Genomic DNA, 13736 nt, shown 5'->3' with positions numbered 1-13736 from the left:
ACATTTCTAGCCTTCCTTAGACTAGAAACTGTCGTAATTTCGATAAGAATAGATACGCTGGCTTAGATCGTCAGGGGCGGTAGCGTTCCAGAAAATATCTGGAATTTATTTAAAGTGAATAATTATTAAATAAGGGATTTATCAGTAATGATCAGCAAAGATGATGTGAAAATTGCCATTATTGGACTCGGGTATGTTGGTTTGCCATTAGCTGCTGAATTTGGGAAAATTCGTCAGGTGGTTGGTTTTGATGTTAATCAGAAACGTATACTTGAGCTAAAAGAAGGGATCGATGTCAATCTCGAAACCACAGAAGAAGAGCTACGTGATGCTCGCCATCTGACGTTTACCTCATCAATTGATGAAATCAGAGAATGCAATTTTTACATCATTACCGTCCCGACACCGATCAACGATTATAAGCAGCCAGATCTCACCCCTTTGATTATGGCAAGTGAAACTGTTGGTAAAGTACTGAGACCAGGCGATATTGTGGTCTATGAATCTACGGTATATCCAGGATGTACTGAAGAAGAATGCGTGCCGATCCTTGAGCGTATGTCCGCGATGACGTTTAACAAAGATTTCTTCGTCGGATATAGCCCAGAGCGTATCAATCCCGGCGATAAAAAATACCGTCTGACAACTATTAAGAAAATTACCTCTGGCTCAACTGCAGAAACGGCCTGTCTGGTTGATGAGATCTATCAACAGATCATCACGGCAGGAACGTACAAAACGGAAAGCATTAAGATCGCGGAAGCGGCAAAGGTGATTGAAAATACCCAACGCGATCTCAATATCGCGCTGGTAAATGAATTGGCGATAATCTTTAACCGATTAGAGATTGACACTGAAGCCGTGCTGCGAGCCGCGGGAAGTAAGTGGAACTTCCTGCCATTCCGTCCGGGACTGGTTGGTGGTCACTGCATTGGCGTCGATCCCTATTATCTGACTCATAAATCTCAGGGCATCGGTTACTATCCGGAAATTATCCTCGCGGGTCGTCGACTGAACGATAATATGGGTAACTATGTTTCGGGACAGTTGATCAAAGCCATGATCAAAAAAGGGATTAATGTTGAGGGTTCTAACGTTCTGATTCTGGGGTTCACCTTTAAGGAAAACTGCCCGGATATCAGAAATACCCGCATTATCGATGTTGTAAAAGAATTGGGCAATTACAGCTGTAATGTTGATATTTTTGACCCTTGGGTGGATGCTGAGGAAGTCGAAGAGGAATACGGGATTGTACCTGTATCGGAAATCAAGGCAGCTTCTTATGATGCTATTATTGTCGCCGTTGGCCATGAGCAGTTTAAGAAGATGGGGAGTAATGATATTCGTGGCTTTGGAAAAGATAAACACGTACTTTATGATTTGAAGTATATCCTTTCACCTGAGCAGTCAGATGTGAGGTTATAATCATGACAGCTTATGATGAATTAAAAATACAACTCGTTCTTGAACCAAAACGTTGGCTTATTACTGGCGTAGCAGGTTTTATCGGCTCTGGATTGTTAGAAGAATTACTGTTTTTAAATCAAACTGTAGTTGGGTTGGATAACTTTTCAACTGGCTATCAACATAATTTAGAGGATGTGCGTGCCGCTGTCAGTGAAGAACAATGGTCCCGGTTTACCTTTGTTCATGGGGATATCCGATCGTTTGCCGATTGCCAGGCTGTTTGTGAGAACGTCGATTACGTTTTACATCAGGCCGCTTTGGGAAGCGTGCCACGTTCCTTGAAGGATCCTATCACGACAAATAGCGCTAATATTGATGGTTTTTTAAATATGTTGACGGCGGCGAGAGATGCACATGTATCTGGTTTCACCTATGCCGCAAGCAGTAGTACTTATGGTGACCATCCCGATTTACCTAAAATTGAGGAACGGATCGGCCGGCCATTAAGCCCGTATGCGGTGACAAAATACGTCAATGAATTGTACGCCGAGGTATTTGCTCGCAGCTATGATTTTAATGCTATTGGCCTACGCTACTTTAATGTATTTGGTCGCCGCCAAAACCCTAACGGAGCATACTCTGCAGTCATTCCTCGCTGGATACTATCGCTTCTTAAAGATGAACCAATTTATATCAATGGCGATGGCTCAACAAGTCGGGATTTTTGCTATATAGAGAATGTGATTCAAGCCAATCTATTATCAGCAACGACTAATGATTTAGCCTCAAAAAATAAAGTCTATAATGTGGCTGTTGGAGATAGAACTTCGTTAAATGAACTTTATTATCTCATTCGCGATGGGCTGAATTTATGGCGGGACGAACAAAGTAGAGCTGAACCAATTTATAAAGATTTTCGCGACGGTGACGTTAAACATAGCCAGGCAGATATTACCAGAATAAAAACATTTCTTTCATATGAACCTGAATTTGATATCAAAGAAGGACTTAAGCAGACTCTAAAATGGTATATCGATAAACAGACTGCTTTGTATTCCTGAGTATAACTACTCACTTTCCTTTCACGTGGATGAATTTAATGAAATCGTCAGGGATGTTTACGCTAACAGCCATTGGTAGTTGCCGTATTGTGAGTCCGGTAAAACGAGCTCAGCCTTATTTTAATTTTCAGGCTAACTTTAAAAAAGTATATGGTTTTACTCATACGAGCAGCGAGGCATTACAGCAGGTACGTTTTATTTTGGGCTTGATAGATATTCCAGAAAAGGTCCGGCCTTTTATTTTTAGACCTGCCGTAAACTATTCAAACACCGATATTCATAGTCGTTCTGATTTCTATATCGTCGAGATTTCAAGTCAGAAGAAGATTATGGCCTATGGTTTCTGCTTACAAATAAATTATTTAACTCGTCATTTCTATGAGTTTTTTAGCCAAACAGAGCGGGCGCGTGTGTACTGGTCGCTGGCCACGCAAGGAAATCAACATAAACTGCTGGCCTATCTCAAAGACGATCCCTGTTTTGCCGGAATGTCGGAAGACGATCGTGCCTTATTAAGCAATATCAATGTCGAGCAGATGGATGAGCATGCTATCGAACAGGATATGATCGAAATCGTTCAGCTTCTTGGTCACGATCGCGTTATGTTTATGACTCATGTTGATGCCGTGACTCGTGCCGGAACCGTCATTCAGTCCCGCAGTCGGTTAATTAAAAATGTCGACGCTATCGCCGCCAGAATGGGTATTCCTTGCGTTAACCCGACAAATTTGATGGAAAAGTGGGGGCAGAAACGTGCCCTGGAAAAAAATGGCGACGATCTTACTCATTATACCGACATGTTTGGTGACGCGATCGTTGCGGCTATTTTTAAGGGAGTGATCAACAATACTAATCATCATCTTGATGAGGGGCGGCAAGAGAAACAAGATAAAATACGTGAGATTACCTTATCGATCACTAAGCAGCTTGCAGATGGCGACATTATTGCTGCATCACAGCAACTTTTTGCCGCATTAAGAAATCAGCAGCAAGAGCCTGTTCTGATCCAACTTCGGTCCGTAATTTTCAGCCGTTTAGGTTATTATGAACAGGCTTATCAGGATATTAGTGATGTTGAGAAAATTATCGGTACGACGGACAGTACATTACGTTGTCGACTGAGGTCTCTACATGGATTAGCGCGTTGGCGGGAAGCCTTATCGACAGCCGAAATGATGCTTTCCAATGAAATTGAAGATGAAGAAGTACTTACTGTTGCCGCCGGCTCAGCCGATGCTTTACAACTGTTTGATAAGTCATATCAATACTGGAAACGTGTGCTGTTATTGAATCCTGAAACCCAAAGCGGATGGGTTAATTTCCTGAGCAGCACGCAATATTTCAATGATGGCACTGCATTCTCCGAAGCTTTCCATGCCGGCATTCAATCGCAGTGCCTAAATGATGCGTTTATGGAAACAGCGTTATCTTTGGCAATCAAATTTAGTGATGAATTGATTTTCATGCATGCGCTCGAGCAGCTACTCCGCCATGAGTCAGAATTTGCGCTGACGGTATTGTCGACGATTCATGATACCGGTCTCGTCATTCGCACAGCTTTCTGCATCAAAAATATGAGCTATCATCAGGCGCTTAGCACCTCGTATAAAGATAAACTCCACGACGTTTTTGAGGCATGGAACAATACCGCGCTGTCGCTACATTCGGTTGATAATTTTGTCTCACTGAGTACTTCGCTGGTGTACAGCTACTCTGCATTTATGGTTTATCCCCATGCACGTATTTCACGCTTTAATAATGAAGTTAAAACGGCATGGCGCGAGAAATTAAGAGAAATGTATGAGCGCGGGGATTATGAAAATATCCTGACAGGGGCGAAAATTGTGTGGCCACTTCTGGAGTTCGATCCCATTAGCACCGTATATTGTGCAAGAACTCTGGTGAATCTTGGTGCCTGGAAAGAAGCGTGCACGTTGGCACACATGACCTTGATTCGTAACTCGAACATTACCAGCCTGCAGTCGATTATGTTACGCAGCATACGTCATATTAACAACATTCCGTTCCTCATTGATTTGATTGCTAACGTCATGAGTATTTCTCCATCATTCCAGAATGCCTCGATGAACGAGTTGTTTGAGAAAGAGTGTCGCAATGTTGCAACCAGAGCACTTAAATATGTACGTCAAAAGAAAAGTGAAGGTCGTCTGGATGAAGCATTATCTGTATTGATTAGCCTGAAACGAATTGATCCTGATGCTTCTCGCCTGATGCGTGAATTTAAGCAAATTATCAGGTTATTTAATGAGTCACTGAAGGATGGCGGCAGTACTATCGCATCTTATGAACATCTAGATTATGCGAAAAAATTACTCGTTTTTGATAGCGAAAATGCTTATGCCTTGAAATATGCTGCATTAAATGCAATGCATTTACGCGACTACAACCAGGCTTTGCAGTATTGGCAGCGACTGGAGAAAGTGAATGGGCCAACGGATCCAGTGGCCAAGCAGATCTCGACCTGCATAACCGCATTACAAAAAAATACATCAGGGAAGTCGTAATGATTACGCAGGAAGAAAAGATAGCTGTGCTAGGTAAAACACTTTCAACATTGAAAAAAGAGAGGAAGCTTGAGCAAGCTATTACGTTAATTGACAATGAATTACCGGCTGAAGCTTTAACTTCATTAGCTATGCTAAAAAAAGCCGAATTTCTTCATGATTTCAATGAAACGGAGCGTGCATACGCGCTCTACGAAACGCTGATTGCGCAAAATAATGATGAAGCACGTTATGAGTATGCACGGCGTTTATATAATACGGGGCTAGCCAAAGATGCGCAGCTAATTCTTAAAAAGGTTAGCAACAACGTACAGAAAAAATATAACAATTATTTAGGCAAAATAAATAAGATCTGCGATTTGCTTGAACGTCTTGAAGGGGAAACGATCCCTGTGGGGACCAACACCCGTATTATTGCAATGAAGCATGCCATCTTGTTCTACCGAAATCGTCAACCTCGACAGCTTCCCGTCGGGTCTTTCGGTCGTCTTGCGCTCTGTACTGGTTCGCTAGGTAGCGGTGGTGCAGAACGTCAGATTTCCAGGCTGGCTATCGAGATCGCCAGAAAGTATCGGCAACAGGGGAAAATTGGCGACCTGAAAGTAGAAGAACCGGTAGAGCTCATTATTCGCTCCCTGACACCGGAACTCAGGCAAGATTTTTTCCTGAAAGAAGTGCTGGAAGAACAGGTCGAGGTGCTTGAGATCGCGAAGATTACCGGAAACTTCTTTGATGATGCGACAATAGAATCTCCGGAGTTGCGCTTATTGTTATCTCATCTGCCGCCGGTGTGTAATTACGGCATCAAGCATCTGGTCCCCCACTTATGCGAGCGCAAGCCGGATTATCTCTCCGTTTGGCAGGATGGCGCTTGTCTGATGATTGCGCTTGCAGCGTTGATTGCTGGCGTGCCCAGAATTCAACTGGGATTACGTGGGTTACCGCCGGTAGTGAGAAAGCGTCTGTTCAAGCCGGAATACGAGCCTCTCTACCAGGCACTGGCGGTTGTGCCTGGCGTTGATTTTATGAGTAACAACCATTGTGTGACCCGCCATTATGCCGACTGGCTGAAGTTGGAGGCGAAGCACTTCCAGGTTGTATATAACGGCGTCTTACCGCCATCTACCGAACCCTCTTCTGAGGTGCCACATAAAATCTGGCAGCAGTTTACGCAAAAAACACAGGATGCGGACACGACTATCGGCGGCGTTTTCCGCTTTGTCGGCGATAAGAACCCTCTTGCATGGATTGATTTTGCAGCACGCTATTTACAGCACCACCCCGCCACGCGCTTTGTGTTGGTAGGCGATGGGGATATGCGCGCTGAAGCACAGCAACGCGCTGAACAGTTGGGGATTCTGGAAAGAGTACTATTTGTTGGCGTTTCGCGTGACGTGGGATATTGGCTGCAAAAAATGAATGTATTCATTTTGTTTTCGCGTTATGAAGGGCTACCCAATGTGCTCATTGAAGCACAAATGGTCGGAGTGCCGGTGATTTCAACCCCTGCTGGTGGATCGGCAGAATGCTTTATAGAAGGTGTTTCAGGTTTCATTCTTGATGATGCACTGACGGTCAATCTTGACCAGGCTTGCCGCTATGCAGAACAGTTGGTCAATTTATGGCGCAGCAGAACCGGTATTTGCGAACAGACGCGGTCATTTTTACAAGAACGCTTCACCGTGGAACATATGGTGAGAACGTTTGTACAAACCATTTCCTCTCAGCCTCGTTAATTAATGGGCAGCATTTTTTCAGTTATTTCATTTATAAAATAAGCCATGAAAAAAATTATTATATTGTTAACGACGTTTTTCCTGCTTTCGGGATGTACTATTCCCAGGGCGGTATTTAAATCCAGCCTGATTAATCAGGACGATCCTCGTTATAATCTGGTCGAAGTCACTCCGACATTAAAAATGAGTGATACCGATACTGTGCCGAAAACTATTGTCGATCCGGTCTTTGTCGCAAATAACTGGCACTGGACATCTTTGGCTAAAGGCGATGTGCTGCATATCACTATTTTATCCTCGGGCGGGGCGGGGTATTTATCCAATAACGCGAGCGGCGACCGTGCGGATTTTGAAAATATTCTTGTGGCTGACGGTAATACCGTTCAGGTGCCTTATGCCGGGACAATCCCGGTTACTGGATTGGATGTGACGCAACTGGCTGATGAGATCAGACAGCGACTTGCGCGCGTTGTCCTGAATCCCCAGGTGCTAGTGACACTTACCGCCCGCACCGGGGCCATGGTGACGATCGAGGGCAGCGGGAAAACGGGTCGTTACCCTCTCGAACAGAGTATGAATCGTCTGAGTCATTTTTTGGCAACGGCAGTGGCAGTAGAAAATACCAGCGCAGATATGATGGAAGTTCACGTGACGCGCCAGCAGCATTATTTCACTGCGCGACTGTCAGATATTTATCAGTATCCCGAGCTGGATATTGCCTTACAGCCGGATGACCGTATCACTCTACGTCAAGTGACCGAGTATGTTAATGTGCTCGGCGCAGCGGGTGTTCAGGGGAAACATGCTCTGGTTCAGCGTCATTCCAGCGTGGTGGATGCTTTGGCACTGGCGAAAGGATTAAATGACAATCTTGCCGATCCGCAGGCGGTTTTTCTGTACAAGCATAACGAAGCGGAACAGGCGAAACAGCAGATGCGTAAGCTGAATATCTATCATGTCGATATGAGCCAACCTGACTCGGTGTTTTTAGCACAGGCCATGCGAGTGGAAAACGGCGATGTTATCTATATCTCGAACGCCTCTTTGACTGATTTCGCTAAGGTGAAAGCCGCATTCGATAGCTTTTTGATCCGCGGCTCAAACTCTTTCTAACGTCGCCATATGAATATTTTGAAAAATAATACTTATTATTTTATGAAACTCATTACTGTCTGTGAGTTAATCATTTTGTTAATGTCACGCGATATCAAAACACGCTATAACGGTAATTTGCTAAACTATATGATGGTGCTGGCCGTACCACTGGTATGGATAACCATTACCGTTATTTCTTTTCAATATTTAAATCGCACGGTGCCAATATTCACTGACGATATCAGCTTTGTTATTGCAGGTATATTACCGTATCTGTTATTTCGTTATACCATTACCGCAACTATGCGCACCCGTTCATTCTTTACATCGTTGGCGGTTGTCTCGCAGGTTAAGAAAAGGCATGTAATTTTTGCTCTTGCCGCAGTCGAATTTGTTAATGCGGTTATCATTTATATTATTGTTTCATTGATTAACTTTCTTATATTTTCTCGTTGGGAAGCCCAGAAACCGATCCTGATTTTTGAAGGGATGGTTATCGCATGGCTTCTGGGGTTATCGTTTGGTTACTTTTGTGATGCCCTGTCTGAACGGTTCCCGCTGGTCTACAAAGCCGTTCCTGTGGTGCTAAGACCTATGTTTTTGATTTCGGCTGTCTTTTATACGGCGAATGAATTGCCCTATTCATTATTAAGCATATTCAGCTGGAACCCTCTACTTCATGCTAATGAGATAGTCAGAGAAGGAATGTTTGAGGGGTATCACTCCTTGTACCTTGAACCTCTTTACCCTCTGGCATTTTCCGCAACGTTATTCCTCGCGGGCATCATTTTTCACCTGATCTGTGACGCTGAAAATCAATGACTTTTGCTTCAGGAGAGACGCGTTCGTGTTCGGTTTATTAGGTTGTACACGCTATTTTGAGTCTGATAAGGGCCCGCGGGTGGTCCTTGATAAAACAGATTTTGTCATGGATTACCATGAGCACATCGGTATTCTGGCGGCCCCTGGTTCAGGCAAAACGACGCTAACTCGATTGCTGTGCGGCATAGATGCTCCTGATGAAGGGGATTTTATTGGGTTACGGGGCGATGCGCTCCCGCTGGGGGCAAATGCTTTTGTTCTGCCAGGGTTAACCGGCGAAGAAAATGCGCGCATGATGGCAAGTCTTTATGGCCTGGATGGCGATGAGTTTTCACATTTCTGCTATCAATTGACCCAGCTTGAACAGCGTTATACCGACAGGGTGAGTGAATATTCTGTCACGATGAAAGCGCATCTGGCATTTGCCATTAATTTACTGCTTCCCTGCCGCCTTTATATTGCCGATGACAAGCTGTACACCGGGGATAATGTCTCACAGTTGCGTATGCAGGCGGCGCTAGCGCTTGAGCTGCAACAGAAAGGATTGATTGTACTAACGCGCAACCCTCGGCTTATTAAAGAACACTGTCATGCGTTTGGCGTTTTGCTACATGGAAAAATTACGATGTGTGAAGATTTAGCACAGGCATCTGCGCTTTTTGAACAAAATCAGTCAAATCAGGCGACGATTCAAGCTGATGATTATTCCTTTGATATATAGATAGAAAATATACGGATAGCGTGTGGAAAATTCAGAACGTATTAAAAAATGGAAAGAGGAAAGGGCGAAGGTAGCAGAAGAAAGCCGGGCCTCGCGACTGCAACAAAAAGAGGATGAACGCGCCCTTAGCCAGACGGAAAAAAAGGCAGATTCGAAAAGTCATCATCGACCAGACGCCGGATGGTCCGCGACGGATGCTGATTCTGTCCGTAGAGCGTCATTGGTTATTAAAGAGCGACGTGTTCAGCAAGCCAAACAATCGCTACGTCGGCTCTTTCTTTATATTGCTTTGCCGCTGCTGGTTATTATGCTTATATCGTGGCTATTAACCTCGCGTTTTTATAGCGCGGATGCCACCTTTATTGTGCAAACGGATGCCAGCCAGGATAATTTTTCTGGAACAGCTTTCTTTGGCGCAGGCAATGAGATGTCGGAAAGCTTTCAGGTTCGCGAGTTTATACTTTCGAAAGAAATGATGGAGCGGATGGAAAAAGAGCTTGGCTTTTTATCTTATTTCGCGCAAGACGATATCGCATTATTTTCCCGCTACCATGCACCTCTGGGTATTAATAATGATCCTTACCGTTACTATTTATCGAAAGTCTCGGTTGCTGTCGATATTCAACAGGGCATGCTGCGTTTAAACGTGAAGGCGCGGAGTGCGAAACAGGCTGAATTTTTTGCCCAGCGTATTCTGGCTTTTGCTGAACAGCACGTTAATACCGTTTCAGCGCGGATGCAGCAGGAACGGATTTTATGGCTGGAAAACGATGTTAAATCGGCCCAGGAAAATCTGGGGGCAGTTCGGCTAGAATTGCTAAAAATACAGCATATACAAAAAGATATTGAACCGCAGGAAACCGTGACCGCGATTTATCAATTAATTGCTGGCTTTGAAACGCAGTTGGCGGAAGCGAAAGCAGAGTACGCGCAATTAATGGCTAATGGTTTGGATCAGAACCCCCTTATTCCTCGCCTGTCGGCCAAAATCAAGGTACTGGAAAAGCAGATCGGCGAACAGCGTAACCGCCTGTCAAATAAGTTAGGGTCGCAAGGCTCTTCAGAAAGCCTGTCCTTGTTTGAAGATCTTCGCCTGCAGAACGAGATCGCCAAAACACGCTGGGAATCTGCCTTACAGACCTTACAGCAAGGGAAGCTTCAAGCTTTACGTGAGAGACGGTATTTGCTGATTATTTCTCAACCGATGACGGTGTCTGACACCACTCGCTATGCCGATGGAACAAAGTGGTTACTGTTCTTCGTGTTGCTGGGCATCGCGTACCTGGTGACTTCTCTCCTGATAACCATCAGGCGGATGCGTGAATAAGGCAGAGTAAGGAAATACGATGAACTTGCACTCTACATGTGAAAAAATATCGCCAACCACCCTGCTCAAACGAGAGGATTGGGAGGGGCTATGCCACTATTTCGGTCAGCATCCCGAAAAAGTGCGAGATAGTGCTGGAAATGAGCAAAACATTATTCTCTTCGCTATCGCGTGTTTGCGTAGAGATGAAACAGATGTCGGGCTAACTTTGTTGTCTGACCGTGTTCTGACTGCAAAGAATGGCCGTGATTTATTGCGACGCTGGGTTATTTCGCCGCTGGCATCACATCGTCGGGATGCTGTACTACAGGTGGTTAATAAACTGCTGGCGGTGAATGTGTGCCAGTCGGAGGATGTCCTGCTGGTCGCAAGCGTGCTGCTTAAGAGTAAACAATATGCGACTGTTGCTGACTTAGCCGAGCGGGCATGGCTCGCTTTTTCGGGCAATAGCAAAATTTTTGCCCTCCATTTGCGCAGCCTGGCGCTGGTGGATAAAGAGTCACAGGCAATCTCATTGGCCAGAACACAGGCGCAGGAATTTCCCCCGCGGGGAGATATGATTGCAACCTGTCTCAGTTTCTTAAATAAAAGCCGCCGACAAGAAGATCATGACCTGGCTCGTGCATTGCTCCCTTTCTTCGCGTTAGAAAGTCAGGAGTCGGCGGGGCTGGCGGTTGATACGCTGTGCGCTGCCCGTAAATACCAGGAAGCCATTCAGACTGGGGAGTCCGCAATAGCCCGTGGGTTGGATGGTGCAACGCTGCGTCGTAGTCTGGGACTTGCCTACTATCAATTCGGTCGTGGCCGGGAAGCGAAGCTTCAGGCCGCTGAGCATTGGTCTCACGCCCTGCATTTTAATCCTGATAATTTACGTATCGTGACCCTGTATACCGATGCCTTAATCAGAACGGGTCAGAATGAGAAAGCCATTCCGTTACTGCAGCAGTCGCTCGCGACTCATCCTGACCTTCCTTATGTCAGAGCGATGTATGCCCGAGCACTGCGTCAGGTTGGGCAATACGCTGCTGCCAGCGATGAGTTTGTACAACTTGCAAAGGAAAAAGGGGCAACGAGTAAATGGAACCGTTATGCCGCGGCGGCGTTGTTACAGGCGGGGAAAACAAGCAAAGCGGAAGACGTCTTTGAGCACTATATTCAGGCCAGAGCGAGCCATCTGCCTCAGTCATTCGAAGAGGGGCTGCTGGCGCTTGATGGGCAAATATCTGCCGTTAACCTACCACCTGAGCGCCTTGACTGGGCATGGGAAATTGCTGGCAGGCAGTCCGGTATCGAGCGCCATGAATGGGAACGCCGGGCGAAGTGGGGATATCTTGCAGATAATTATCTCCTCGACTGGCTTGAATGCCGTGGAGAGCAGGCCGACGAACCGATGTACCGATTGGCCGATATATCGCATGTCGAGCAATTTTTCCAACGACTGCAGCTTGATCAACGTGGTTGCATTGTTGTATCGGCTCATCTGGGCGCAATGTATGCCGGGCCGATGATCCTGTCCTTGCTGGAAATGAACAGCAAGTGGGTGGCTTCCACACCTGGCGTGCTCAAAGGGGGCTACGGTGAGCGGTTGATTTCGGTTAGCGATAAAAGCGAAGCGGACGTAGTCAGGGCCTGCATACAGACTTTACATAGTGGGCAGTCGCTTGTTGTGGCGATAGACGGCGCGCTGAATTTGAGCGCGCCGACTATCGACTTTTTTGGCCAGCAGATTACCTACTCCACCTTTTGCTCTCGTCTTGCCTGGAAGATGCACTTACCCACCGTATTTGGTGTTCCGGTGTGGCGAGATGGGCGCATCCATTTTGTTTTGGAGAAAATGGTCGATCCGCAGAGGTTCGAAAGCCAGTCTTCTTTCATTACACGCTGGAAAGACAATTACCTGAATTGTGTGACCGAAATCCTGAAAAGCGGTCCGGAAAATCTGAGACTTTCGGGGGGGATTTGGCGAAACATCACGCGCAAGGATGAATCATCTTTGGGCTGAAAAGACGTTTGCCCTGCAATGCCTTTGGCGCACCAGGCGATGCAGCCGCCAAGTAAAACTAAGTTATTCTATTTAGAAAGCATCCGTTCATTAACGTTCGGGTGTTTTTTCGTTCTAACGATATGAAAAATGGAGAATTATACAATAATTACGTTATACCTGATTGTAGTTCTGTTTGTCGGAGGGTTACCAGAAGACAGTATCCTGAAGTCCTCCCTCAGATAGGTTAAATAGGGCATCGAAATCCGCTTTTACGTCAAGCGTTCTTTTCCCTATGCAAATCTCTACAGCGATATCAGATCATGACGCTTTAGTTATTGAAGCGCGGGGTGGTAATAGTGTGCCGTTATTGCGTTATCTTGAGGGTCAGGGAAAGCAAAGCGCGCTAACGACAAATCAGGTTGCCGACTGGCGGCAAGTTTCCATCTGAGTTGATCACAACGACATCGCCACTATTGAAATCTGGCAGCGCTATCGTGGGCAAATGCTCGCTACAATCAACAAGCTCTTACTGAAGCGAATAAATGGTTGCAGGCACATCCGGGTGCTGACGCCAATGCGCAACTTGCCTATGTATATCACTCTCAGGGGAAAAACTGGGACGCGCTGTTAGTTGCTAGCCAGGCGGAGGGAGTACCTACGGCAGACCCAGTGAAGCGCTGATTGCTGAGGTAGCTCAGGATGTAGTGCATACCTCTGCCTACCTCTGCAGCCCCTGGCATCGTCATAAGAGATCACTCATTCTCCTCTCACGCGATAATGCTCCTTAGGTTCACACCAGTATGCCTGCCCCTCTCCCCATGTCACATACTTCCAGGCGTCCCTGAGGATTTCAAAGACATTCCAGACCTCACGATGCTTCTTTTACCTGTAACAGTGATGACGATGAGCCGCAGCCATTAACACTCCGCATGCTGACTGAGTCTGCAAAAGCGGGTAAATGGCTTTATGAATGAGCCTTATTGATGGATGCCGTTTATCCGACCTACCGCTTCGCGAATAAAAAAGCCGCCGATCGATTAATCAGCGGCTTTTCCCTT

General features: G+C 45.8%; 9 protein-coding genes and 2 pseudogenes. All 11 read left to right on the top strand.

What is annotated here, in order from left to right; all coding sequences use genetic code 11:
* The first annotated feature begins 147 nt into the window (after positions 1–147).
* Positions 148–1425: a Vi polysaccharide biosynthesis UDP-N-acetylglucosamine C-6 dehydrogenase TviB gene (gene tviB / locus On2M_RS00400; protein ID WP_151217050.1), complete on the top strand. Its 1278-nt coding sequence runs from the start codon at positions 148–150 to the stop codon at positions 1423–1425.
* A gap of 2 nt (positions 1426–1427) precedes the next feature.
* On the top strand, positions 1428–2468 hold the full coding sequence (gene tviC, locus On2M_RS00395; protein WP_151224014.1) for a Vi polysaccharide biosynthesis UDP-N-acetylglucosaminuronic acid C-4 epimerase TviC: 1041 nt from the start codon (positions 1428–1430) through the stop codon (positions 2466–2468).
* Between the two features lie 29 nt (positions 2469–2497).
* On the top strand, positions 2498–4993 hold the full coding sequence (gene tviD, locus On2M_RS00390; protein ID WP_210904102.1) for a Vi polysaccharide biosynthesis protein TviD: 2496 nt from the start codon (positions 2498–2500) through the stop codon (positions 4991–4993).
* Positions 4993–6729 (top strand): Vi polysaccharide biosynthesis glycosyltransferase TviE, encoded by a 1737-nt coding sequence (gene tviE / locus On2M_RS00385; RefSeq protein WP_210904100.1) that lies wholly within the window; start codon positions 4993–4995, stop codon positions 6727–6729. Before tviD ends, tviE begins: the two co-directional genes overlap by 1 nt.
* A gap of 45 nt (positions 6730–6774) precedes the next feature.
* A complete protein-coding gene (gene vexA, locus On2M_RS00380; RefSeq protein ID WP_151217055.1) occupies positions 6775–7842 on the top strand; it encodes a Vi polysaccharide ABC transporter protein VexA in 1068 nt (355 codons plus the stop codon).
* Between the two features lie 9 nt (positions 7843–7851).
* Positions 7852–8646, top strand: coding sequence for a Vi polysaccharide ABC transporter inner membrane protein VexB (gene vexB, locus On2M_RS00375; RefSeq protein ID WP_210904098.1), 795 nt, complete (start codon positions 7852–7854; stop codon positions 8644–8646).
* 25 nt (positions 8647–8671) lie between these two features.
* Positions 8672–9367: a Vi polysaccharide ABC transporter ATP-binding protein VexC gene (gene vexC, locus On2M_RS00370; protein WP_210904236.1), complete on the top strand. Its 696-nt coding sequence runs from the start codon at positions 8672–8674 to the stop codon at positions 9365–9367.
* 22 nt (positions 9368–9389) lie between these two features.
* Positions 9390–10694, top strand: coding sequence for a Vi polysaccharide ABC transporter inner membrane protein VexD (vexD, locus tag On2M_RS00365; protein WP_210904096.1), 1305 nt, complete (start codon positions 9390–9392; stop codon positions 10692–10694).
* Positions 10695–10713: 19 nt separating this feature from the next.
* Positions 10714–12696: a Vi polysaccharide transport protein VexE gene (gene vexE, locus On2M_RS00360; RefSeq protein WP_187253893.1), complete on the top strand. Its 1983-nt coding sequence runs from the start codon at positions 10714–10716 to the stop codon at positions 12694–12696.
* Between the two features lie 250 nt (positions 12697–12946).
* Positions 12947–13332, top strand: a pseudogene (gene hmsH / locus On2M_RS24395) (poly-beta-1,6 N-acetyl-D-glucosamine export porin PgaA); the annotation flags it as partial.
* A gap of 248 nt (positions 13333–13580) precedes the next feature.
* A pseudogene (locus On2M_RS24130) lies at positions 13581–13652 on the top strand (DUF1493 family protein); the annotation flags it as partial.
* Positions 13653–13736: the final 84 nt, after the last annotated feature.

Origin of the sequence: Citrobacter sp. On2M (assembly GCF_018035235.1) — a bacterium.
In the GTDB taxonomy this organism is placed as follows: domain Bacteria; phylum Pseudomonadota; class Gammaproteobacteria; order Enterobacterales; family Enterobacteriaceae; genus Citrobacter; species Citrobacter meridianamericanus.
The sequence above is the reverse complement of the archived record's forward strand: the minus strand, read 5'-3'. Positions and strand labels throughout refer to the sequence as shown.